17 protein-coding genes are annotated in these 23,750 nt (G+C 72.4%); 6 read left to right on the forward strand and 11 right to left on the reverse strand.

Annotation, left to right across the window (positions count from 1 at the left end; all coding sequences use genetic code 11):
* Window positions 1-82: 82 nt before the first annotated feature.
* From JJI54_RS32840 to JJI54_RS23205, 6 genes are all read right to left on the reverse strand, one after another.
* Window positions 83-1,858, reverse strand: a complete 1,776-nt coding sequence (locus JJI54_RS32840; protein WP_203075640.1) for a hybrid sensor histidine kinase/response regulator — start codon at window positions 1,856-1,858, stop codon at window positions 83-85.
* Window positions 1,859-2,082: 224 nt separating this feature from the next.
* Complete coding sequence (locus JJI54_RS23185) at window positions 2,083-2,574, reverse strand: NUDIX hydrolase (protein ID WP_318987561.1); 492 nt, start codon at window positions 2,572-2,574, stop codon at window positions 2,083-2,085.
* Window positions 2,571-3,599 carry a DUF4340 domain-containing protein gene (locus JJI54_RS23190; protein WP_203075643.1) on the reverse strand — a complete coding sequence of 343 codons (1,029 nt, stop codon included), beginning with the start codon at window positions 3,597-3,599 and terminating at the stop codon, window positions 2,571-2,573. The genes JJI54_RS23185 and JJI54_RS23190 overlap by 4 nt, the downstream gene beginning before the upstream one ends.
* Entirely contained in the window at window positions 3,596-5,533 is a 1,938-nt protein-coding gene (locus tag JJI54_RS23195) for a GldG family protein (protein ID WP_203075646.1), read from the reverse strand. The genes JJI54_RS23190 and JJI54_RS23195 overlap by 4 nt, the downstream gene beginning before the upstream one ends.
* A gap of 4 nt (window positions 5,534-5,537) precedes the next feature.
* The gene (locus tag JJI54_RS23200; protein WP_164692387.1) at window positions 5,538-6,269 is read right to left on the reverse strand and encodes an ABC transporter permease subunit; all 732 of its coding nucleotides are present in this window, start codon (window positions 6,267-6,269) and stop codon (window positions 5,538-5,540) included.
* Window positions 6,269-7,000 carry an ABC transporter ATP-binding protein gene (locus JJI54_RS23205; protein WP_203075649.1) on the reverse strand — a complete coding sequence of 244 codons (732 nt, stop codon included), beginning with the start codon at window positions 6,998-7,000 and terminating at the stop codon, window positions 6,269-6,271. Before JJI54_RS23205 ends, JJI54_RS23200 begins: the two co-directional genes overlap by 1 nt.
* Before the next feature lie 176 nt (window positions 7,001-7,176).
* Here JJI54_RS23205 and JJI54_RS23210 point away from each other — a divergent pair, with 176 nt between their 5' ends.
* Window positions 7,177-9,258 carry a methyl-accepting chemotaxis protein gene (locus tag JJI54_RS23210; RefSeq protein WP_203075652.1) on the forward strand — a complete coding sequence of 694 codons (2,082 nt, stop codon included), beginning with the start codon at window positions 7,177-7,179 and terminating at the stop codon, window positions 9,256-9,258.
* Between the two features lie 16 nt (window positions 9,259-9,274).
* Here the strand turns inward: JJI54_RS23210 and recG are convergent, their stop codons facing one another.
* Entirely contained in the window at window positions 9,275-11,395 is a 2,121-nt protein-coding gene (gene recG / locus JJI54_RS23215) for an ATP-dependent DNA helicase RecG (protein WP_318987562.1), read from the reverse strand.
* A 69-nt stretch (window positions 11,396-11,464) separates the two neighbouring features.
* Between recG and JJI54_RS23220 the strand changes: the two genes are divergently transcribed.
* Window positions 11,465-11,797, forward strand: coding sequence for a succinate dehydrogenase assembly factor 2 (locus JJI54_RS23220; RefSeq protein WP_318987563.1), 333 nt, complete (start codon window positions 11,465-11,467; stop codon window positions 11,795-11,797).
* Entirely contained in the window at window positions 11,794-15,405 is a 3,612-nt protein-coding gene (gene mfd / locus JJI54_RS23225) for a transcription-repair coupling factor (RefSeq protein ID WP_203075654.1), read from the forward strand. Before JJI54_RS23220 ends, mfd begins: the two co-directional genes overlap by 4 nt.
* Window positions 15,406-15,418: 13 nt before the next feature.
* On the opposite strand, the gene JJI54_RS23230 is transcribed toward mfd, so the two are convergent.
* From JJI54_RS23230 to JJI54_RS32845, 3 genes are all read right to left on the reverse strand, one after another.
* Window positions 15,419-16,078 (reverse strand): DsbA family oxidoreductase, encoded by a 660-nt coding sequence (locus tag JJI54_RS23230; RefSeq protein ID WP_203075656.1) that lies wholly within the window; start codon window positions 16,076-16,078, stop codon window positions 15,419-15,421.
* A gap of 42 nt (window positions 16,079-16,120) precedes the next feature.
* Window positions 16,121-16,546: a globin family protein gene (locus JJI54_RS23235; RefSeq protein WP_203075658.1), complete on the reverse strand. Its 426-nt coding sequence runs from the start codon at window positions 16,544-16,546 to the stop codon at window positions 16,121-16,123.
* Between the two features lie 116 nt (window positions 16,547-16,662).
* Window positions 16,663-16,794, reverse strand: coding sequence for a hypothetical protein (locus JJI54_RS32845; protein ID WP_264177210.1), 132 nt, complete (start codon window positions 16,792-16,794; stop codon window positions 16,663-16,665).
* Window positions 16,795-17,218: 424 nt separating this feature from the next.
* Between JJI54_RS32845 and JJI54_RS23240 the strand changes: the two genes are divergently transcribed.
* A complete protein-coding gene (locus JJI54_RS23240; protein WP_203075660.1) occupies window positions 17,219-18,505 on the forward strand; it encodes a phage head spike fiber domain-containing protein in 1,287 nt (428 codons plus the stop codon).
* A gap of 107 nt (window positions 18,506-18,612) precedes the next feature.
* Window positions 18,613-20,133 (forward strand): hypothetical protein, encoded by a 1,521-nt coding sequence (locus JJI54_RS23245; RefSeq protein ID WP_203075662.1) that lies wholly within the window; start codon window positions 18,613-18,615, stop codon window positions 20,131-20,133.
* A 46-nt stretch (window positions 20,134-20,179) separates the two neighbouring features.
* Here the strand turns inward: JJI54_RS23245 and JJI54_RS23250 are convergent, their stop codons facing one another.
* The gene (locus JJI54_RS23250) at window positions 20,180-22,450 is read right to left on the reverse strand and encodes a hypothetical protein (RefSeq protein WP_203075664.1); all 2,271 of its coding nucleotides are present in this window, start codon (window positions 22,448-22,450) and stop codon (window positions 20,180-20,182) included.
* A 148-nt stretch (window positions 22,451-22,598) separates the two neighbouring features.
* Between JJI54_RS23250 and JJI54_RS23255 the strand changes: the two genes are divergently transcribed.
* A complete protein-coding gene (locus tag JJI54_RS23255; RefSeq protein WP_203075666.1) occupies window positions 22,599-23,732 on the forward strand; it encodes a hypothetical protein in 1,134 nt (377 codons plus the stop codon).
* The last annotated feature ends 18 nt before the right edge of the window (window positions 23,733-23,750 follow it).

The raw sequence follows: 23,750 nt of genomic DNA on the forward strand, positions 1-23,750 counted from the left end.
GGGCCGCGCGGCCGCCCGGCATTCCCTGACCGCCCGCTCAGGCAATCCGTTCCCGCCGCGCCAGGATTCCCTGACGGCCCGTTCAGGCAACCGGCAGCCACATCGCCGCCGTGGTGCCGCGCCCCGGCTCGCTGTCCAGCAGCAGGGCGCCGCCGGCGCGGGCGCAGAAGCCCCGCACCGTCGCGAGGCCCAGCCCGGTGCCGCGCCCCGGCCCCTTGGTGGTGAAGAAGGGCTCCCCCACCCGCGCCAGCGTCGCCGCATCCATCCCCGCGCCGGTATCGCTGACCGCCGCCACCACGTAGCGGCCGGCCTTCAGCCCGGCATCCTCCCGCGCTTCCGGCAGCTCCTCCACCCAGGCGCCGATGGTGACGGTGCCGCCGCGCGGCATGGCATCCCGCGCATTGGCGGCCAGGTTCACCACCGCGGCCTCGAACCCCGCCCGGTCGCCGCGCGCCGGCGGCAGGCCGGGGGGCACCACCACCTTCACCCGCCAGCCGCTGCCGAGCGTCCGGTTCAGCAGCTCCGCCAGGTCCAGCATCGCGCGGCCGGCCTCGAGCGGCGGCTGCGTGCCCTCCGCCTCCACCCCCGCGCCGCGGGCGAAGTCCAGCATCGCCTCCACCAGACGGCGGCCGCGCTCGGCGGCATCGCCCAGCAGCAGGGCGCAGCGGCGGACCTCCGCCGGGTCTTCCGCCCGGCGGTCCATCAGCCGGGCACCGCTGCGCACGGCCTGCACCAGGTTCTTCACGTCATGCGCCAGCCCGGCCGCCAGCAGGCCGATGGCGGCGGCGCGGCCGGCGCGGGCCAGCTGCGTCTCCGCCTCCATCCGCCGCTCGGCGGCCAGCTGCTGCTGCCGCGCGCCGCTGATGGCCAGGCCCGTCAGCGCCAGCAGCAGCCCCGCCGCCGCCACGCCGCCCACAGCCGGGGCCACCATGCGCTGGCGCCAGGCGGCGTGCAGCGCCTCCGTGCTCAGCCCATAGGCCACCGCCACCGGCCATTCGCCGACCTGCCGCGCGACGAACAGCCGGGGGCGGCCATCGCCCACGCTCGGCGTGGCGGCGGGGGTCTGCCCCGCCGGCCGGGCCAGCGCCTCCGCCAGCCGGGCCTGGCGGGCGGGGCGCTGCGCCGGTTCCAGGGCCGGGTCCGGCAGGGGCGGGTGGCGGGCCAGCACGGCGCCGTCGAGGCGCATCATCAGCACCGTGTCCCGCGCCGTTTCCGTGACCGAGGCATAGAAGGCCGCCAGCGGATCCGGGCTGAAGGAGGTGGCGATGAGGCCCGTCTCGTCGCTGCCTGGCCGGGGCAGGGCAGGGCGCGCGACGGGGAAGATGGTCCATCCCATCGGCCGCGCCGCGATCACCTCCCCCACCGCCTCCCGCTGCCCGTCCCGCAGCCCGGCGCGGAGCGTGGCGACGAAGTCGCGGTCGGCGATGTCGATCGGCTGGGCCGGGAATTCCCAGGAGGCGACGACGATCCGCCCCGCCTGGTCCGCCACCAGGATGCCGCGCACCAGCGGCCAGAGGGACTGCACCAACTCCGCCAGCAGCCCGTGCAGCGCCGGGTTCCGGCGCATCTCCTCCCACCCCATGCCATCCGTGGCGCGGGAGGCGGCGGTGAGGATGGCGTCCTGCGCGCCGAAGCTGCGCAGCGCGTGCTGGCGCAGCATCTCCACCGTGCGGTCGAGCCTGGCGCCGGCTTCCCGCCGCACATCCACCCAGGCCATGATCCCGGCGCCGAGGACGCCGAGCGCCGGCACCAGGATGGCGGCCAGCCAGAGCAGGCGGAAGCCCTGCGGAAGCCGGGGGCGGTGCGGCAGGCCAGGACGGGGAAGAAGGGCGGGGTCTAGGCCGAGGGCGCTCTGCATTCCCCGCCATCCTGGGACAGATGCGGAACATCGTATACACACATTGCCGACAGGGAGGGGGTTGGCGGGAACCGATTCCCCCGGCGCGAAATGACTGGAAGGCGGGGCCTGTTCGGTCTATGTTCCCGTCACCAAGGCCATGATTGCGCCCGCGCCGGTCCCCCATCCCGCGTCCCCCGGACCCCGCGAAAACGCGTCTAAAGGCGCTAAATCGGCATAAACGGCTAAATGCGCCTAAGGTCCTCAATCCGCTGTACCGCCGGGTCCCGCGCGGCGGCGAGCGCGATGACGCGCCGCGCTTCCGGCCACAGCCCATAGGGGTCCAGCGCGTCCAGCCTCACCCAGGCGACCTCGGTGACGTCGCCGCCCGGCCGCGCCTCGCCGGCGGTCCAGCGCGCCTGGAAATCGATGATCGTGTAGTGGAAGCGGGGGCCGCGGCCGGGCTCGCCCGGGGTGATGGCATCGACCACCGCCAGCAGGGACAGCGGCCCGACCTCGATGCCCGTCTCCTCCCGCAGCTCGCGCCGGGCGCAATCCTCCGCCGGCTCGCCCAGGCGCTGGCCGCCGCCGGGCAGGGACCATTCCCCCTGCCGCGGCGGGCGGCCGCGGCGGATCAGCAGCACCGTGTCGTCCCGCAGCGCCACCACCCCGATGCCCACCCAGGGGCGGTCCGGGTATTCGCGCCGGTTCACCGGGACGGCGGCGGGGTCGCTCACTGCGGCGCGGGGGCTTCGCCGGCGGGGGGCTGCTTGCGCAGATCCTCCAGCCGGGGGACCAGCGCCTTCTCCTTCCACTGGCCCACCTGGTAGGCCCAGCCGCGCCAGCGATTCTCGAGGCGCGCGGCCTCGGCATCGCCCTCGGCGGCCAGCATCACCCAGATGGCCTCGCCATCCTTGTTGACCGTGGCGGTGATGCGGAGGTTGTCGGTCAGCTCGAAGGCCCCGGTGCCGAGGCGTTCGCCGGGAATTTCCGCCGCGCGGCGGACATCGAGGAAGGTGAGGAATTCGAAGGCCCGGCTGATCTCGTCCAGGCTGATCTCGTCCATCTCGCCGGCCTCGGCGGGCGTCACGACGGCGAGCTTGCCATCCGCGTCACGCTCCTTCCGCACCACCAGCGGCTCCTCGCCGACGCGCGTCACGGCCAGGGACAGCACGCGTTCGCGGGCGATGTTGGCGAGGTCGCGGTCGATCCAGAGGTTGGGGTCGCCATCCAGCGGCAGGCGGCCCTCGCCGAGCCAGGCCTGGTTCTCGTTCGCGCGGCGGACATAGACGCTCTCGGGCACGTTGCCCTGCACGCGGACGCGGCGGCGGCCGATGACCAGCTCCGCGATCACGCCCCCCTGCGAATCCAGCACCCGCAGGTGGCTGGCGGTGGAGCCGGGCTGGCTCGGGTCGTTCAGGCCGAGGCGTTCCAGCATCTCGGGATTCGCGGTGCGCGGCTCGGCGAGCCGCAGCTCCGTGAGGCCCACCAGCAGCTCCCGCACCTTCTCCGGCCGCACGGGGTGGTCGGCCTTGGCGGGCAGCACCCAGGCGCCGCCGGCGCCGCGGCGCACCACCAGCGTGGCGTCGTTCCGCCGCACCTCGATGGTCGCGGCATTGGCCAGGCGCTGCGCCAGGCCGGGGAAGGCGAGGGCGGTTTCCGAGGGCGGGGGCGCCGTCGGCGTCTGCGGCGTCAGCAGCAGGGCGCCGCCCACGGCCGCGACGGCCGCGCCGCCCAGCAGCAGCAGGTTGCGCCGGTTCATGCCCGCGCCTCCGCCCGCCGCCGCGCCCGCACCAGGCCGAGGCCGATGGCGAAGATGGTGAGCAGCAGCGGCACCGTCGCGATGTTGAGGATGCGGAGCGTCGTCTCCAGCCCCTCGATGTCGCGGCGGAGTTCAAGCTGCACCTGGCGGAGCTCGCCGCGCGTGCGCCGGATCTCCTCCCGCGCCGCGTCGATCTCGGCGCGTTGCTCGGGGGTGATGACGGCATTCGCCGGCGCCTGACCCTGACCGGGGCCCTGGCGGAGTTCGCGCAGGCGCCGCTCCGTCGCCTCCAGCCGCTCCGTCAGGCCGCGCTCGGTCTGGCGGAACTGGGCCTCCGCGCTGCGGCGGATGTCCTCCACCAGCTCGAAGGGGCGGAGCGACTCACCGCGGGAGCGGAGCGAGACCAGCGCCTCGCCACCCGCCATGGAGTCCGCGAGGTTGATGATGAAGTTGCCGTTGTCGCTGAAGGGCGTGGTCACCTGCTGGCCGAAGAAATCCTGCACGCGGACCCAGAAGCGGTCCTCCAGGATATCGGCGTCGTTGCCGACGATCAGGTTGGCGGGGCCTTCGCTGCGGGCGCGGTGGGCGGGGAAGTCGGCCGGGCGTTCCGCGCCCTCGGCCGGCGCCGGCGGTGCCGGGAAGGCGGAGGTGAGCGGCCCGCGCACCCGCGCGACGATGGTCCGCACCTGGTTGTCGGGGCGGAAATCCGCCAGCAGCCGCGCGGGGGAGGGATCCTGCCGCACCGCCGTGCTGTCCACCAGCATGGTGCGTTCGCTCGTCTGCACCAGCGGCGTGAATTCGATGGTCGCACCCTCGCGCCGGCGGACCTCGCCGGCGGAGGCGACGGTCACCTGCTGAAGCTCCGCCGTGGCGATCTCGCTGCGGTTCAGCCCGGCGGCGGGGACGTTGTACCAGGCGAGGTAGTCCACCGCCTGCACGCGGTCGCGCGGATCGGCGCGGACGCGCCAGGCGCCGCGGAGATCGAGCACCACCTTGTCCGACGGCGCCTCCACGCCCCAGGCATTCAGCAGGCGCGACAGGGAGGAGGAGGTGTCGCTCGGCGGCCGCTGGCCCGGGGAGGGGCGGGAGGCCTGGCTTTCGCTATGCGGGTCCGTCAGCGCGATCAGGCGGCCGCCGCGCATCACGAACTGGTCGATGGCGTAGAGCGTCTGTTCGCTGAGGTTCTGCGCATGCGCCACCATCAGCACCTGCACATCGGGCTCGATCACCTGCGCATCGGCGGCGACGTCCCGCACCGTGTAGAACTGCCGCAGCTGGTTCATCGCGACGAAGGGCTGCCCGACGCCGGGCTGGCGCATCATCATCGCGCGCGGATCGCCGTTCAGCGGCAGGGAGGAGATGACGCCCAGCACCGGCCGGCGGGGATTGGACAGCTCCCACACCATCCGCGTCAGGTCGTACTCGAGAAAGCGCTCGCGGTCCGGCTGGAAGAAGGGAATGGTCCGCTCGTCATCGAGCAGGTTGACGCCGGAGAGGCCGAAATAGACCTGCTCGCCCGACTGGTCCACGGGCACGCCCTGAAGGCCGAGGGCGACGGCGCGGTCCTCGATCTCGCTGAAGGGCTCGGGGTCGAAGACCTCGAGGCGCAGCTTGCCGCCGCTGACGGCGACGTATTCGTCCAGCATGGCGCGAACGCGTTCCGCATAGGCGCCATAGACCGGGATCGCGGCGCCGAGGCGGCGGGAATAATAGACGCGGAAGGTCACGGGGTCCTGCAGCCCCTGCAGAACCTGCCGCGTGCCGTCGGAGAGCGTGTAGAGGCGGTTTTCCGTCAGGTCGATGCGCGCGCGGGCCAGCAGCCGGTCCGACAGCATGTTGACGCCGACGGCGAGGACGGCGCCGAGGCCGAGGGCGACGAGGGCGGAGACGCCGCGCTTGCCCTGCTTCTTCGCGGCGGGAAGGGTATCGCTCATGGGCTCAGTCCGCCTTCCGCTGGTCGATCGCGATGGTGTTCGCGAAGAGGAAGAAGGCCATGAAGGAGGCGAAGAAGACGAAGTCCCGCGCGGCGATGACGCCACGGGTGAAGCCGTTCAGCCGGTCCGTGATGCTGATGGCGCGGGCGAGGTCCGCGAGAAGCGGGATGCGCTTCGACAGGAACTCCGTCACCACCGGGCTGCCCGCCGCCGTCAGGAAGAAGCAGGCGGCGACGGCCAGGACGAAGGCGATGACCTGGTTCTTGGTCATGGCGGAAATCGCGGCGCCGACCGCGAGGAAGGCCCCCGCCACCATCATGCAGCCGAGATAGCCCGTCAGGATCACGCCATTGTCGGGGTTGCCCAGCACATTGACGGTGATGACGAGCGGGAAGGTCAGCGCCAGCGCGATGCCGCAGAAGGCCCAGGCCGCGAGAAACTTGCCCAGCACCGCCTGCCACTGCGCGATCGGCAGCGTCAGCAGCAATTCGATGGTGCCGAGGCGCCGTTCCTCCGCCCAGAGCCGCATCGTCAGCGCGGGCACCAGGAACAGGAACAGCCAGGGCACGAAGGTGAAGAAGGGCGTCAGGTCCGCCTGGCCGCGGGCGAAGAAATTGCCGACCGTGAAGGTCAGCGCCCCCGCCATCACCAGGAAGATGACGATGAACACATAGGCGACGGGCGTCGCGAAATAGCCGGCGAGCTCGCGCCGGAAGACCGTGATCGCGCCACCCATCACGCGGCCTCCTGCTCGCCCAAGGTCAGCGTTCGGAACACCGCATCCATGCTGGGACCGCGCGCGGCCAGCTGCGCCGGCGTCTCATCCGCCACCACGCGGCCGCGGGCGATGACCACGGCGCGGGAGCAGACGGCGCCCACCTCCTCCAGGATATGCGTGGAGATGACGATCGCCTTCTCCGGCGCCATGGCCAGGATCAGGTTGCGGACATCGTGCTTCTGGTTGGGGTCGAGGCCATCCGTCGGCTCGTCCAGCACCAGCACGGCGGGGTCGTGCAGCAGCGCGGCCGCCAGACCGACGCGGCGCTTGAAGCCCTTCGACAGCGTCTCCACCGGCTGCAGCCGCACGCCTTCCAGCTGCGTCAGCGCCATGGCCTTGGCCACGCGATCACCCAGCTCGGACCCATGGAAGCCCCGCGCCCGGCCGCAGAACTGGAGGAAGCCGGTGACGGTCATCTCCGGGTAGGTCGGCGCGCCTTCCGGCAGGAAGCCGAGGTGGCGCTTGGCCGCCACGGGCCGGTCCACGACATCGTCGCCGCAGATGCGCGCGGTGCCGGATGTCGGCGTCATGAAGCCCGCCAGCATGCGCATGGTGGTGGATTTGCCGGCGCCATTCGGCCCGAGGAAGCCGACGACTTCCCCCTTGGCGACGCTGAAACTCACATCGTCCACGGCCGAGAAGGCGCCGAAGCGCTTGGTCAGGCGCTCGATCTCGATCAGCGCGGTCAAGGCTCAGCCCCCAGGATTCCCCGGCGCAGCGATTAAGGAGGCGGGGGGCGCGATGCAAGCCCCCCGGGGGGCCGGGGGGCAGGGCGGCCACCCCGGCTGCCTTGCCGCTGTTATCCGGATGTTCGGAAAAGTCGTCCAATGTCGGCCTTGTCCGCAGCCGAGAGGTGTTCCCGCGCATGGCCGTCTTCCGCCGTTCCGTCGTCAGCCTGCTGGCCCTGATGTTCGCCCTGCCGCTTCTTGGCCTTTTGGCCATGGCCGGGGCGCAGTTGAGGCACAGTCTCTCCGGCCTGGGCACCGCGCGGGATGCGCAGGCGATCGCGGCCCTGGATGGCCTGCTGTTCGCCCTGGCCCAGGACCAGCGCGGCCAGGTCGCGGCCATCCAGACCGCGGTGCTGACGGAGGACAACCCGAAGCCCCGCCTGGACGCCCTGTTCGGCCAGGTGGACGCCACCACCCGCCGCACCGTGGCGGCGGTGGAGCGACTGGCCGATCCCGGCCTGGCGGCCGCCCTCGCGACGCTGAAATCCGCCCTGGCGCAGGTCACGCCGCACAAGCCGACGCTGGAGGCGCTCTATGCGCGCCCGCGGGACCAGCGCGACGTCCAGGTGCTGATGCCGCTGACCATGGCGCTGCGCAATGTGGGCGAAGCCGTCTCCGACCTCGGCGAGGTCGTCGGCAACCGCATGCGCATGACCAGCCCCGTCTTCTCCGAACTCGTGTCGCTGCGCCAGGCGGCCTGGGATGCGCGGTCCGCCTATGGCCAGCAATGCTCGCTGCTGCGCCCCTTCATCGCCACGTCCCGCCCGCTCGACGTGAACACCCAGGTGGAATGGGCGCGGGGTGCGCAGACCGCGGCCACGCGCCTGGACTTCATGGCCGGCCTGCTGGGGCGCGAAGGCGCCAATCCGGTGCTGCGCCAGTCCTTCGCCACGGCGATGGAGCAGGTGCGCCGCAGCGATGCCGGCATTCGAGATGCCGTCGGCCGGCTGAACGGCAGCGGCCAGCCGGCGATGCCGGCGGCGGAGTGGACCAGCCTGTGCAACGCGCCCTTCGCGCCGATCCTGGCCGTGGGCACCGCAGCGCTGGCCGCGGCGGATTCCCATGCGGAGGCGGAGGAGGGCGCGGCCCTGGCCGAGCTGGCCGTCGCCGCCGCCATCATGGCGATGGCCGTGGCGCTCAGCCTGGCGGTCATCCTGGTGCTGCTGCGCCGCCTCGCCCGGCCGGTGCGGGGGCTCAACCAGGCGGTGGGGCGCCTGGCGGCCGGGGACCTGCGGACGCCGGTGCCCATGCCCCGCCACGCGGATGAGCTGCGCAGCATGGCGGAGGCCCTGGAATCCCTGCGTGACGACGCCGCGAAGGCCGAAGCGCTGCGGGCCGAGGCCGCGATCCACCAGCAGGCCCAACTGGCGCGGGCCGAGGCCGTGGCGGCGCTGTGCCGGGGCTTCGAGGCCGCCGTGGCGGGCTCGCTCGCCGAACTCGGTGGCGCGGGGCAGCGGCTGCAGGGCGCCGCGGGGCAGATGCGCGACCAGGCCAGCCGCAGCGGCGACCAGGCGGTCAGCGCCTCCGGCAATGCGGAGACGGCCATGGCGAGCGTGAACACCGTGGCGGCGGCGACGGAGGAGCTGGGCGCCTCCATTCGGGAGATCGCCGGCCGCGTGCAGGGCTCGGCGCAGGAAGCGCGCCAGGTCACCGCGCAGGCGGCGCGCACGGAAGCCTCGGTGCAGGACCTGGCCCGCTCCGCCGCCAGGATCGGGGAGGTGGTGGAACTGATCCGCCGTATCGCCGCGCAGACGAACCTCCTCGCCCTCAATGCCACGATCGAGGCCGCGCGGGCCGGCGAGGCCGGCAAGGGCTTCGCCGTGGTGGCGGGGGAGGTGAAGAACCTGGCGACCGAGACCGCCAAGGCCACCGACGGGATCGCCGCCCTGGTGAACGAGATCGGCACCGCCACCCAGGGCGCGGTGCAGGCCATGCGCGCGATCGCCGATGGCATCACCGGCATCGATGGCTCCGCCACCGCCATCGCCGCGGCGGTGGAGGAGCAGAGCGCCGCGACGCAGGAGATTGCCCGCAGCGTCCAGCTGGCGGCGAGCAGCACGCAGGAAGTGACCGCCACCATTGGCCTGGTCGCGCAGGACAGCCGCGGCACCGGCCAGGCCGCCGAGACGGTGTTCACCGCGGTGCAGGAGGTGGATGGCGTCGCCCGGAACCTGCGCCAGCAGGTGGAGCGTTTCCTGGGGGAGGTCCGTGCCGCGTGACCGCTACCGGCGCTGCTCAGCCCGCGTCCAGCCGCGCCAGCGTCGGGTCATGGTCGAACAGCGCCAGCAGCGCCAGCGCCGCCTGGCCGCGCTCCCCTTCCAGCTGGGGGTCGCGGTCCAGCAGCACGGTCGCGTCGCGGTGGGCGATGTGGGTCAGGCGGGCGCATTCCTCGGCGTCCTCCCGCGGGTCGAGCAGCCGGGCGCCCGGCAGGCCGGATTGCCGGGCGCCCAGCGCATCGCCGCCGCCGCGCGTCAGCAGGTCCTCCTCCGCGATGCGGAAGCCGTCCTCGGTATCCCGCAGCACCAGCAGGCGGCGTTTCTCGGCCTCCCCCAGGCCGACGGAATGGACGAGCAGGCAGGAGGAGGGCTTGGAGCCCCGCCCGACGCGGCCGCGCAGCTGGTGCAGGGCGGCCAGACCGAAGCGCTCCGCCTGTTCGATCAGCATGATGGTGGCCTCGGGGACGTCCACGCCGACCTCGATGACGGTGGTCGCGACCAGCAGGCGCGTGGTGCCGGCGGCGAAATCGGCCAGCGCCTTCTCCCGCACCGCCAGTTCCTGCATGCCATGCGCCATGCCGACAAGGCCGGGGAAATGGCCCTGGAGTTCCACGAAGCGGTCCTCCGCCGCCACGCTGTCGTCGCGCTCGCCCCCGGTGATGGCGCGGACCACCCAATAGGCGCGCTCGCCCCGGGCCAGCGCCTCCCGCAGCCGGTCCACGATCTCCGGCAGGCGGTCCTGGCTGGCGATGCGCGTCGCGATGGGCTGGCGGCCGGCGGGCTTCCCCTCCAGCCGGCTGACGGCCATCTCGCCCCATTGCGTCAGCAGCAGGGTGCGGGGGATGGGGGTCGCGGTCATCACCAGCATGTCCGCGTCGCGGCCCTTGTTGGCCAGCATCAGGCGCTGGCCGACGCCGAAGCGGTGCTGTTCATCCACCACGGACAGGCCGAGGTCCCGGAAGGCCACGGCATCCTGGAACAGCGCATGGGTGCCGACGACGATCTGCACGGAGCCATCGGCCAAGCCGCGCAGCACGCGCTTCCGCTCCGCCCCCTTCACGCTGCCGGTCAGCAGCTCGACATGCACCCCGGCCGGCAGGCAGAGCTTCGCGAGTGTCCGCAGGTGCTGGCGGGCCAGCAATTCGGTCGGCGCCATCAGCGCCGCCTGGGCGCCCGACTCCACCGCCTGGAGCATGGCGAGCACCGCCACCAGCGTCTTGCCCGCGCCGACATCGCCCTGCACCAGGCGGAGCATCCGGCGGGGCGCGGCCATGTCGGCGGCGATATCGGCCAGCGCCGCGGCCTGGCCGGGCGTCGGCGGATGGCCGAAGGCGGCAAGCGCCTTGGCCTGCAATTCGCCCGTGCCGGGCAGGGCGCGGCCTGGCCGGCCGCGCTGGCGGCGGCGCACCAGGGCGATGGCGACCTGGCCGGCGAGCAGCTCGTCATAGGCCAGGCGGCGACGGGCCTCGAGCGTCGGCAGGGCGGTCGGGCGCTGCAGGCTGCGGATGGCGGCGTCGAAGGCGGGCCAGCCCTCCCGCTTCAGCAGCGCCCCATCCGCCCATTCGGGCAGGGGCGCCAGGCGGCCGAGCGCGGCGCCCATCGCCATGGCGATGCGCTTCGCCGTCAGGTCCCGCACCATGGGCCAGACCGGCTCGATCAGGGGAAGCTGGTCCTCCCGCTCCGCCACCAGGGGATTCATGAGCGCGAAGCCGCCGCCGGCCTCCGTCAGCACCCGGCCGGAGAGGAAGCGGAAGCTGCCCGGCGGTAGCAGCTTCTGGATCCAGGGCAGGCGGCCATTCATGAAGCGCAGCGTCAGCGGCTTGCCGCCGGCGGTCGCCTTCACCTCCACGAAGGGCCGCCCCGTGCGGCCGGATCGCGCGGCGCGCAGCGCGATGACCTCCGCCTCCAGGATGCAGTCCTGGTCGGGCGGCGCCTCGGCGGGGGAGGGCACGCGACGGCGGATGACGACGCGTTCCGGCAGGTGCAGCAGCAGGTCCAGCACGCGGTCGCCGCCGGTGGCCTCCGCCAGCAGGCGGGCCAGCGTCTCCCCCACCCCCGGCAGCTCCCGCAGGGGGGCCAGAAGGGGGGCCAGAAGCGACGGATGGGCGGGGAGCGCCGGTGGGGGATCGGGCGTTGTCACGAGATCACGGCGCTTCGGGCTGACAGGATTCCCATGCGCCTCTATATGCCAGCACCGAGCATGATGACGATGTCAGACCCCGACCTCCCCCCCGAAGAGCTTTCCCCCCGGCGCCGGCGCCTGCAGTTCCGCGCCTGGCATCGCGGGACGAAGGAGACGGACCTGATGGTCGGCGCCTTCGTCGCCCGCCACATCGCCACCTTCACGGAGGCGGAGCTGGACGACCTGGAACAGGTGCTGGAACTGCTGGACGTGGACCTGGCCGACTGGCTCTCCGGCCGCCGGCCCATCCCGGCGGAGGTCGCGAGCCCCATGCTGGCCCGCATGGCCGAGGAATGCGCGGGGCGCGCCGCGGGCGCGACGCCGGAGATACGGGCCGGACTCGGGCTGGACCCAGCATGAGCTTCATCACGGTCCATGGCGCGCCGGAGGGGTATGACGCCCTGCTGCTGGCGCGCCGCCGGGCGGAATCGCGCGGGCCCATCCTGCATGTCTGCCGCGACGATGCCCGCATGGCCCGGATGGCGGAGGCGCTGGCCTTCTTCACCCCGCATACGGAGGTGCTGCGCTTTCCCGCCTGGGACTGCCTGCCCTATGACCGTGTCTCCCCGAATCCCGAGATCGTCTCCGAGCGCATCGCGACGCTGACGCGGCTCGCCGAGCCCGGTTCCGCGCCGCGCATCCTGCTGACGACGGTGAATGCGCTGGTGCAGAAGGTGCCGCCCCGCGCGGCCTTCAGCGGCGCCACGCTCAGCCTGAAGCGGCGCGGGCGGGCGGATCCGCGGAAGCTGGCGGAATTCCTGGAAGCCAATGGCTACCACCGCACCGGCACCGTAATGGAGCATGGCGAATACGCCATCCGCGGCGGCATCGTGGACCTGTTCCCGGCGGGCGAGTCCGATCCCGTGCGCCTCGACCTCTTCGGCGACGAGATCGAGGATATCCGCCGCTTCGACACCGGCACCCAGCGCAGCGGGGAGCGGATCGAGGGGCTGACGCTGCGGCCGGTGGGGGAGATGTTCCTCGACGCGCCCTCCATCAGCCGCTTCCGCACGGCGTATCGGGAGCTGTTCGGCGCGGCGGCGGCGGAAGACCCGCTCTATGTCAGCGTCTCCGCCGGGCGGCGGCACCCCGGCATGGAGCATTGGGCCGGGCTGTTCCATGAGCAGATGGAGACGCTGCTCGACCATCTGGGGGAGGGGACCTCCGTCTCCCTCGACAACCAGGCCGAGGATGCGCTGGCGGCGCGGCTGGAGATGGTGGTGGACCATTACGAGGCGCGGCGCATGCCGGTGCGGGAAGGGGAGGTGCCCTACCGCCCCGCGCCGCCGGACCGCCTCTACCTGGACCACGACGCCTGGATCCACATGCTGGAGGACAGCCGCGTCTTCCGCTTCGTGCCCTTCGAGCAGTCGGAGCACGCGCCCGGCATCGATGCCGGCGGGCGGCCGGGGCGGCTGTTCAGCGATGTGCGCGCCGAGGGCCGCAACGTCTTCACCGCCTATGGCGAGCATGCGGTGGCGCTGGAGAAGCGCGGCCAGCGCGCGGTGCTGGCGGCCTGGACGCGGGGTTCGCGCGAACGCCTGTCCAACCTGCTGCGGGAGAACAACGTTCCCTGCGAGCCGGTCGAGGATTTCGCCGGCGTGCAGACGCTGCCGAAGGGCGTCGTCGGCCTCGCGGTGCTGGGCGTGGAGCGCGGCTTCGTGGCGCCGGCGGAGGGCGGCCAGCCCGGCATCGCGCTGGTCGGCGAGCAGGATCTGCTGGGCGAGCGCATCGCCCGCCCGCCGCGCAAGCGCCGGCGCGCGGACCAGTTCATCGCGGATGCGACGGAGATCGCGGAAGGCGACCTGGTGGTGCACCAGGACCACGGCATCGGCCGCTATGACGGGCTGGAGACGATCGAGGTCGGCGCCGCGCCGCATGAATGCCTGCGGCTGATCTATGACGGCGGCGACAAGCTCTTCCTGCCGGTCGAGAATATCGAGGTGCTGTCGCGCTTCGGGTCGGATGCCGCGGGTGTCGCGCTCGACAAGCTCGGCGGCTCCACCTGGCAGGCGCGCAAGGCCAAGGCCAAGAACCGCATCGCCGACATGGCCGGCGCGCTGATCCGCATCGCCGCCGAACGGCAGACGCGGGAAGCCGTCTCCGCCATCCCGCCCGAGGGCGCCTGGGACGAGTTCTGCGCCCGCTTCCCCTTCGCGGAGACGGAGGACCAGCAGCGCGCCATCGCCGATGTGCTGGAGGATCTGGCGGCCGGCCGGCCGATGGACCGGCTGATCTGCGGCGATGTCGGCTTCGGCAAGACGGAGGTCGCGCTGCGCGCCGCCTTCGCGGTGGCCATGTCCGGCGCGCAGGTGGCGGTGGTGGTGCCGACCACGCTGCTGTCCCGCCAGCATTTCCGCGTCTTCTCCAGCCGGTTCGAGGGGCTGCCGGTCAAGGTCGCGCAGCTGTCGCGCATGGTGACGCCGAAGGAGGCGACGCTGGTGCGCGAAGGGGTGAAGGACGGCACGATCAACATCGTCGTCGGCACCCATGCGCTGCTGGCGAAGGGGATCGAATTCGCCGACCTCGGCATGGTCATCGTCGATGAGGAGCAGCATTTCGGCGTCGCCCACAAGGAACGCCTGAAGCAGTTCAAGGCCGATGTCCACGTCCTGACCCTGACCGCGACGCCGATCCCGCGCACGCTGCAGCTCGCGCTGACCGGCGTGCGGGAGATGAGCGTGATCGCGACGCCGCCGGTCGATCGCCTGGCGGTGCGCACCTTCATCATGCCCTGGGATGGCGTGGTGCTGCGGGAGGCGATCCTGCGGGAACGCTTCCGCGGCGGCCAGGTCTTCTGCGTCTGCCCGCGGCTGGAGGACCTGCCGAAGCTGCGCACGCGCCTGGCCGAGATCATCCCCGACGCGCGCATCGCGGAGGCGCATGGGCGGCTGGCGCCGACCGAGCTCGAACGCGTCATGACCGAGTTCGGCGACCAGAAATACGACATCCTGCTGTCCACCAACATCGTGGAAAGCGGGCTCGACATGCCGGCGGTGAACACGCTGATCATCCACCGCGCGGACATGTTCGGCCTGGCGCAGCTCTACCAGCTGCGCGGCCGCGTCGGCCGGGGCAAGCAGCGCGGCTATGCCTACCTGACCTGGCCGCAGACGCACCGCCTCTCGGCGGCCGCCGAGAAGCGGCTGGAGGTGATGCAGACGCTCGACAACCTCGGCGCCGGCTTCACCCTGGCGTCCCACGACCTCGACATCCGCGGCGCCGGCAATCTGCTGGGCGAGGAGCAGTCGGGGCAGATCCGGGAAGTGGGCATCGAGCTCTACCAGCAGATGCTGGAGGAGGCGGTGCAGAACCTGAAGTCGGGCGCCGGCAAGGCGCCGGACGATGCCGACAAGCGCGACTGGACGCCGCAGATCAACCTCGGCCTGCCCGTGATGCTGCCCGACGCCTATGTGCGGGACCTGCCGGTGCGCCTCGGCCTCTACCGGCGGATCGGCGCCCTCCAGACGGAGGCGGAGATCGAGGCCATGGCGGCGGAACTCACGGACCGCTTCGGGCCGCTGCCGGCGGAGGCGGAGACGCTGCTGCAGGTGGTCTGGCTGAAGGCGCTCTGCCGCCAGGTGGGGGTGGAGAAGCTGGATGTCGGGCCCAAGGGCATCGTGCTGGGCTTCCGCGGCAACCGCTTCGCCAATCCGCCGGGGTTGATCGACTGGGTGGCGGGCCAGCATGGCGCGGTGAAGCTGCGGCCGGACCAGAAGATCGCCCTGGCCCAGGAGATGCCCTACGAGGCGCGCATCCGCTCCGCCCGCGAATTGCTGTCCGCCCTGGCGGAGGTGGCGCAGGGCAGGGTGCCGAAATCCGCCGCGCCGCCGCCCAAGCCCGCGCCGCCGCCCGTGAAGGCGCCCATGCCGGCGAAGAAGAACGTGTTCCGGGCACCGGTGGTGCCGCCGGCGCCGAAGGGGGCGGCGACCAAGCCGATTCCCTTCCCGGGGCGCTGGAAGCGCTGATCCCGGGGCGGGATCAGCCTTCCACCACCGCCACGTCCAGCAGGCGCTCGATCACCTCCGGCTCCTGCGCCCCGGCGATGGCGTGGCGGCCCTGCACGACGAAGCAGGGCACGCCGTTGATGCCCAGGCGATGGGCGCGGAGGTTGTCGGCATGCACGGCCTCCACCTCCGCCGGGCCGGCCAGGATGCGGCGCGTCGCCCCCTCATCCATCCCGAGTGTCGCGCCGATGGAGGCGAGGATGGCGGTGTCGCCGATATCCTGCCCCTCGCAGAAATAGGCCTGGAACAGGGCGTCCACCGCATCGGCGGCCACGCCGTGCCGGTCCGCCAGCCGCACCAGGCGATGGGCGTCGAGCGAGGGCGGGATGCGGCGGATGCGGTCGAAGTCGAAGACCAGGCCCTCGCCCCGGCCCAGCTCCGCGATGGTGGCGTGCAGGCGGCGGGCGCGATCCTCTCCGCCGAACTTGCGCACGATGTAGTCCTGGCGCGGCACGCCGCCCGGCGCGATGTCCGGGTTCAGCAGGAAGGGGCGCCAGGTGATGTCGGCCGCGATGTCCGGCCGGGCGCGCAGGGTGCGGCGCAGGCGGCGGGTGCCGAGGAAGCACCAGGGGCAGACGAGGTCGAAGACGACGTCGATCTGCAGCCTGGCGCGGGGAGGGGCGAGGATGTTCACCTGGCAACGATAGCACCGCCCGCGCCGGCGGTGCAGCCGGGTTCACGCCGCGCGCGGGGTTTCGGCCGCTGCCTCGATCATGGCGTGGGCGAGCACCCCGTAGGCCGCGGCCCAGGCGTCCCGCACCTCCGCCGTGAAATGCGGGCCGAGGCCTTCCGCCAGCGTGTCCAGCAGCGCCTGGCCGACCGTGTCGTAATGCCCGGGCCGCACGCCATAGCCCCGGTGGCGGGCGCCCAGCGCCGCGACGGCGGGCAGCAGCGCATCCGGCCGGCGCAGATTCGCGACGACGAAGCCGATGGCCTGCATCAGCTTGCGTCCCTGTTCGCTGATGTCCGTCTGGGCGAAGAGCGGCTTGATGGCCGGGTCCAGGGCGAAGAGCCGCTGGTAGAAGATCGCCGCGGCGGGTTCGGCGATGGGCGCCACCAGGCGGAAGCTGGTCTCGATGGCGTCGATCTGGCTGGGGGTCATGCGGGGCTCCGGTGTTGGAGCCCCCTTATGGTGCGGCCGGGCGGGCGGCGGATGCCATGCGGTATCGCGGCTGTTTCGCCCTCGTATCGCGGCGCCGAAACACGGTTTCGTGCGCGCTACCAGCGCGGCATCGGGTCGTAGGGCTTGACGACGGGCGGCGCCTGGAAGGCCGCGCGCACGACATCGCCCACCCCCAGCGCCAGGATCAGCAGCGCCAGGACGGAGACGATGACGGCGGCGATCCGCAAGGGGCGGCGCTGCCGGGGTGGATCCTGATTCGCATCCATGGCTGCCAGATTAGCGAAACGGCCACGAAACGTCTACCCCGGGTTGTCCCCCCTTCCATGGGCGCACGCCGGGCGGGCGGGGGCGATCGGATTGCGTGACACGCCTACCAGGACAGCCAGGCGCCGGCGGTGACGTCGGGACGTCATTCTCAGGCGGCGTGAAAATAGGCATATTTACCTTGACCCGCGATGGTCTCGCTGGTAGAGGAAACGGGCCTCGGGGCGGATTCCGTCCGCCGCCCGGCAATCCCCCACATCGCCACGCTTCGCGCCCTGCGCCACCCGCCCCGCAAGGCCGGGGATGGTCGCGCGCCGTGGCGCCCCTGCGCGAGGAGCCCGACATGACCCAGCTTCAGCCCATCGCCATCCCGCGGGACAGCGGCGCATGAGCGCCTTCCTGGCGGGCCTGGCCGGCATCGGGGGCGATCGCCTCCGGCTGCTGCTGGCATCGGGGGCGCTGCGCAGCCCCGCCGTGCTGACCCGCGCCCAGGTGACGGCCACCGCGACGGCGATCGGCGCGGATGGCACGACCTTCGGCACCTTCGCCGCCAATGTCGCCCGCTACGCCGGCACGGCGCGGCGGCTGCTGGTGGAGGGGCAGCGCACCAACAGCCTGCGCAACCCGCGCTGCGAGGGTGCGACGGCCGGCGTGATCGGCGCCGGCGGCGTGGCACCGACGAACTGGGTCATCGGCGCGGTCGGCGGCATCGCCTGGGAGGTGGTCAGCACCGGGTCGGATTCCGGCATCAACTACGTCCGGCTGCGGCTGGCCGGCACGTCCAACTCCACCTCCGGCGCCCGGATCGCGATGGAGAGCATCAGCGCCATCACCGCGGCGGTGGGGCAGAGCTGGACCAATTCGCACTTCGTCCGGCTGGTCAGCGGCGCGCAGAACGGCATGACCTGGCAGCAGGAGGTGCGGGAATACACCGGCGGCTCCGCCGGCAGCCTGACCACGGGCACGGCGGTGACGCTGGGTGCGGCCTGGCAGCGCGTGGCCGTCACCCGCACCCTGGCCGATGCGGGGACGACCGCCCAGCAGCCCACCATCCGCGTCGCGCTGCTCAACGCCACCACCTACAACCTGGTGCTGGACCTCGGCTGGCCGCAGGCGGAGCTCGGCGCCTTCGCCTCCTCCCCCATCCTGCCCCCGGCCGCCGCCCCCGCCGCCAGCACGCGCGGGGCGGACACGATCGCGGCGCCGCTCTCCGCCCTGTCCATCCCGGCCAGCGGCGCCTGCACCGTGGTCGGCACCGTGCTGCTGCCGCAGGCCGCGCCGGCCGCCGCGCCGCTCGGGCTGCTGACGATCGACGACGGCACGGCGAACAACCGCTACCTCTGCCGCTGCCGGGTCTCCACCGCGCAGATGGCGATCCTGCGCACCACCGCGGGCGTGGCGGGGACCGAGACGACGATCGGCACGATGACACCCGGCACGCCCTTCCGCTGGGGCATCTCCATCGACGCCACCGGCCGCATGGCGGGCAGCTTCAACGGGGCTACCGCGGTCGCCATCACGGGCGGGCCGACATCGGGGCTGACGACGCTGCGGCTGGGCAACAACCTGGCGGGGACGGAAGCGCTGTTCGGGGAGATGGGGTCGGTCTCGCTGATCCCGGCCGCGCTGTCCGATACCGCGCTGGCGGCGCTGGTCGCGGCGCAATCGCCCTGACGCCCTGCGCGGCGGTCCCGCGCCGCCGCGGCGGCCGGGGCCCGTGCTGGCGATGCCGCGCCAATTCCTCTAAGCCTCTGGCGGTGGAACCATGAGGTGCGGGCGGCATGGACAAGGCGCGGAAACCGGTCGGCAATCCTTCCGAGGCGGTGATCCAACTGGCAGGCCGCCTCGGCATCGCGCCCGAGCATTTCAGCAATGCCGCCGCGCGCCGTGAGCCTGAAACCTTCGGCCTGCAGGCCCTGCTCGACAAGACCACCATCATCGACCCGTTCCTGGTGCCCGAGATCGAGGGCGTGGCCGATATCGAGGCGCTGCGCGAGGAAATCCGCCAGCACTACGCGCGATCCGTGAAGGCGGTGGGCTGGGCGAACGGCATCGCCGCCATCCATGACAGCTTCTTCGCCGGCACCCAGCCGATGATCCAGTCGCCCCTGGATGGCAAGGCGCTGCGGCTGAAGGCGGAGCTGTTCGGCAGCCGCCTGCGCTGGGGCCAGTGGCTCGTGCTCGACCACCAGCCGCTGCGCGTGCTCGTGCTGGAATCGAACGCGCCCATCGGCATCTGGTACCCCGACAAGCCCTGCTTCCTGCTGCTGCGGGAAGCGGTGCCGAGCGCCGCCTTCGACCTGCGGCAGCTGATCGCCTCCATCCTCAAGCGCCCGGCGGAATTCCTGCAATGGCTGGATGCCGCCAGCCGCCCCGGCGCGCCCCGCGCCTTCATCCTGGCGGAGGCACGCCCCGCGCATTTCATGGGCCAGAGCCTGGGCTTCATCGACCGGGAGCTGGAGCAGACGGTGCTGCCCTTCCTGGCGCAGGGCAACATGATCGTCACCCTGACGGACCGCGCCTTCGTCGATCCGCTGCGTGCCTTTCCCCAGCTGCGGCAATTCGCGCACATGACGATGCGGATCGAGGAAGCGCCCGGCATGCTGCGCCGCCTCGGCGTGCATTGCCGGCTGAATGACCGGCGCCTGTCCCACACCTCCTTCGCCTGGGCGGAGCGGCTGCGGGGCGATGTCGATTCCAGCGGCATCTTCGGCGTGTGGATCTCCGTCGATGCGGAGCGGATGCGCTACGAGAACCAGGTGGAGGGCCTCTCCGCCTGCCTGCGCCGGCTGGCGGAAGCGGCCCGCGCAAGGGGCCAGGCGCTGAAGGTGCTGTGGGATGGCTGGACGGTGCCGGCGGGTCTGATGCCGACGCCCAACGACCGCGCGGTGATCGACCGCATCACGCAGATCGCCGCCGAAATCCGGGAGAATTGCGGCGTCTCCTTCACCGAGGAACGGCTCTATGGCCGGTCGGTGGAGGACAAGATCGCGCTGTCCGGCGGCTGCCGCCTGGCCATCGCGACCTATGGCACCGCGACGATCCTGCCGAGCCAGGTGCTCGACGTGCCGACCGTGACCTACCAGATCGCGGAGATCCTGACCGAGGAGGACATGCGGTCGGGCCGCAACCTCAACATCGCCAACGCCTTCCCGGTGCCGACGGAATTCGTCGTCACCGTCTTCGCCGAGCCGCAGAAGGTGCATCTGCGGCGCTTCCGCATGGAAACGCCGGCGCTGCTGGAGACGCTGGAGCGCGCCATCGCGGCGGTCCCGCCGGTGGCGGTCCCCCCGGCGGCATGAGGCGGCCGGGGCGCCGCCTGGCGCCCCGCCGGCCCGGGGCCACGCCTCAGCCGGCGATCTCGATGGTCACGGCCGGCAGGCTGGCCTGGTCCTTGGCGACCCAGCGGACATAGTCGAACACCAGGTCGGCCGAGACGCGGTACTTCCCGGGCGGCAGCTTGTGCGTCGGCAACTGGCCGCGCACCAGCACTTCCTGCCCCGCGCCGAGGCTGGTGCCGGGGACCAGCAGCCGGGCCTCCCGCGCCTTGGCGTCGGGGGCCACGGGCGTGATCCGGAAGCCGACCTGCATGGCGACATGGCCATCCACCACCACCGGCAGGGGCTGGGCGCCGTCGTTGCGGACGATGACGGAAACCGGCAGCTGCCGGCGCGCGGGGGTGGAGGGGCCGTTCGGCAGGCTGACGGTGGCGCTGGCGCGCAGCGGCGTGGCCGCCGCCACCGCCGCGCGGACGCGCGCCTGCAGGCCGGCATGCTCCGGGAGCCGCAGGTTCGGCATCGGCAGGGGGCCCGGCGGCGGTGCCGCGGGCTTGGGCGCGGCGGGCGCGGGCCGGGCGGCGGCAGGCGGCGCGGCCGGCTTGGCGGGCTCGGCCTGGGGCGCTTCGGCCTTGGCGGGGGCGGGCGCGCGCACCGGCGCGGCATCGGCCTTCCAGCCGGCCGCGGCCTCCGCCGCGCCGGGCAGCAGCAGGGCGGCGTAGTGGTGCATGGCGGCCTTGGCCGGGCCCTGGCAGTGCACGGTGTGGAAGCGCACCATCTCCCCCTCCGTCGAGCGGAAGTAGAGCTTCCCGTCCTGCAGGTAGGGCCGCTTCATCGGGCGGCCCGGGACCATCATCGTCAGCTCGTTCGGCGACCCGATCTCGACGCCGTTGTCCAGCGTCGCGGCCTGGTCGAGCCCGCCATGGAAGGGCACCGCGTACTGGCTGCCCATGATGGCCGGGTTCTCGTCCCGGAAGTAGTAGAACAGGTGCATGTCCTGGAAGGTGCGGCGGGTGCCGTTGGCCACCAGCTTGCCGCGCGCCATGGCGATCTTCTCGATCTCCTCCGGCGAGCGGTCGTAGATGTTCAGCGTGAACTGGGACAGCGCCGTCAGCCCCGCCGTGTCGCGCACCGTCGTCGTCCAGGTCCAGTCGTTCATCGCGATGCCGGGCGGCATGCCGGCGATGATGTCGGAAGCCGGGGAGAAGGCGAGCGCGTCGCTGTCGATGACGACGCACTGGTCGATGCGGTTCTTGCGGCAGTATTCCGCCACGATCAGCCAGCGCTGGAAGCTGAAGAGGCCGTAGGTCGCCTCCATGACCGAATGGTGGTGGAAGCGCTTCGCGAGCACGCTGGCATCGTCGAAATAGTCCGTCAGCGCCGCGAAGCGGCCGATGCCGAGCCCCGCCGTGCTGTCATCCCCCATGAGGACGACGTTGCCCGCGCCGTTCTGCAGCGCGAGGGAGGAAGCGCAGAGCGCCACGTATTCCTGCTGCCCGCGATGGACGACGATGAAGGGCGGCTGGTCCTTGCCCGCCGCCAAGACCGGCGCGGGCGAGGCGAGGGCGCGCTGCCGCAGGTCGCGCCCGATGGTGAGGCGGCGCGTCACGTCCTGTTCCACGGTGGCGCGGAAGCTGCCGGGCTCCCCCCCCTTCGCCGCCGCCAGCGTGCCGGCGAAATCCTGCGCGCCGAACAGCACGATGGTCGCGGCATCGCGCAGGCCGGGATCGGCCTCCGCATTGTCGATCATGGCGCGGGCGCGCTTCGCCAGCACGTCGAGCGGCCGCTGCCCGCCGAGATGCGGGCGGTTGCCGCCGAGGCCGGAGAGGAACTTCATGGCGATGTCGATGCCGCCCCCGGCCTGGCGCAGCCGCGCCAGGATGGCCAAGGTCCAGCGCCCCTCGGCATCGCGGGAATCCGCCAGCAGCCCCTCGGAAAGCCGGGCCTCGGCGATGCCGGCCAGCACGTCGTGCCGGTCCAGCATGAGGGATGCGGTCACGGCCGCGACGGTGGCGGCGGCGGGGTCGTTGCGGTGGATCAGCAGGCGGGACCAGCGCCAGCATTCGCCGACCCAGTGGCGCGCCTCCGCGGCGGTCAGGCCTTCCAGCAGCGCGGCCCGGGTCGATTCGGCCTGGGCGATGTCACCCTGGCCGATGAAGGCCATCAGCCGGCGCGGCAGCAATTCGCGCACCGGCGGCATCTCCGCCAGCAGGCGCCCGGCTTCCACCGCCAGCCCCTTGCGCAGGAGGGCATCGACCTCCCGCGTCTGCCGGGTGATCTCGGCCTTGCCGCGCTGGGCTTCCTGCTTGGCGGTGGAGGCGGCGCGATCAGACTTCTGCGGCATAGTCCGTGTACTACCTCTCGGTAAGCCCCTGGGCGGGTCTGGTTCTGCATAACGGCACGCCACGCCGCCGGGAAGGGCAATGCGTGCGCGACTTCAAATGCGGGGCGGAGACGCTATCCTGCCCGTCGCCGGCAGCCCGGAGATACCCTTGGCCGACACGCCCCCGCGACTCTTCGCCTTCACCGCCACGCGGCCCACCTTCATCAAGGTCAGCCAGGAGCATTCGAAGAGCCTGCCCCCCACCCACAAGCGCCTGGTGAAGGCCGGCACCGTGCTGCATGCGCAGGAAGCGACGCTTCTGGGCAGCTATGGCCGCGTGGTGGACATCCAGGTGGATGGGCAGAAGCTGCCGCTCGACTTCCAGTACATCTTCATGACCGACTGGGTCAGGGTGGAGACGCGCCCGCGCCCGCTGAAGGATAGCGGGCCGCTCGCCCCCATCTCCCGCCCGCCCTTCGCCTATCGGCCGGTCGAGGTTCCCTGGATGCCGCGGCTGACGGAGCTTTCGGGCAACCTCATCCACTACCGGCCGGGCAACAACCTGCTGGTGGTCAGCTTCGACCACCACGGGGCGGGGAAGAAATCCGGCAGCCCCTGGGCCGAGAAATTCGTGACCGAGCAGGGCTGGTCGCTGCTGGGCGTCACCTCCCGCGCCAGCACCTGGTTCCGCGCGCGGGACCTGCATGCGGCGATGGCCGGCATCGCGGAACGCGGCTTCTTCCAGCTGTTCGACCGCGTGGTCTTCATCGGCGCCTCCATGGGCGGCTACGGCGCCAGCGCCTTCTCCTCGCTCTGCCCGGGCGCGACGGTCGTCGCCACCAGCCCGCAGAGCACGCTCGACCCGCGCCTCGCCCCCTGGGATGGCCGCTATGGCGGCGGCAGCCGGCAGGACTGGAACGGGCGCTTCGGGGATGCGGCGGCGGAGGCCGCGGCGGCGGGCCAGGTGATCATCGCCTATGACCCGCAGGTGCCGGAGGACCAGCTTCATGTCAGCCGCTACGGCACGCACAACCTGCTGGCGCTGCGGGCGCACTACCTGGGCCACGCCGTCGTCGCCTCCTTCCTCGAGATGAAGGTGCTGAAGCCCTTCATGCTGGAATGCATCGAGGGGACGATGACGCAGGACCGCTTCGCCGCCATCGTGGAACGGCGCCGGCGCGCGCTGGCCTTCTACAGCAACCTCTACCTGCACGCGCAGCGCCGCGGCCGGACCGGGTTCATGGACCGCCTGCGCGGCGCCATGCCGGATATCGAATTCTGGTCGCGCGTGCCGCAAGGCTGAGGCAAGGCGCGGCGCCGC

This window comes from Falsiroseomonas ponticola (genome assembly GCF_016805305.1).
Taxonomy (GTDB): Bacteria; Pseudomonadota; Alphaproteobacteria; order Acetobacterales; family Acetobacteraceae; genus Falsiroseomonas; species Falsiroseomonas ponticola.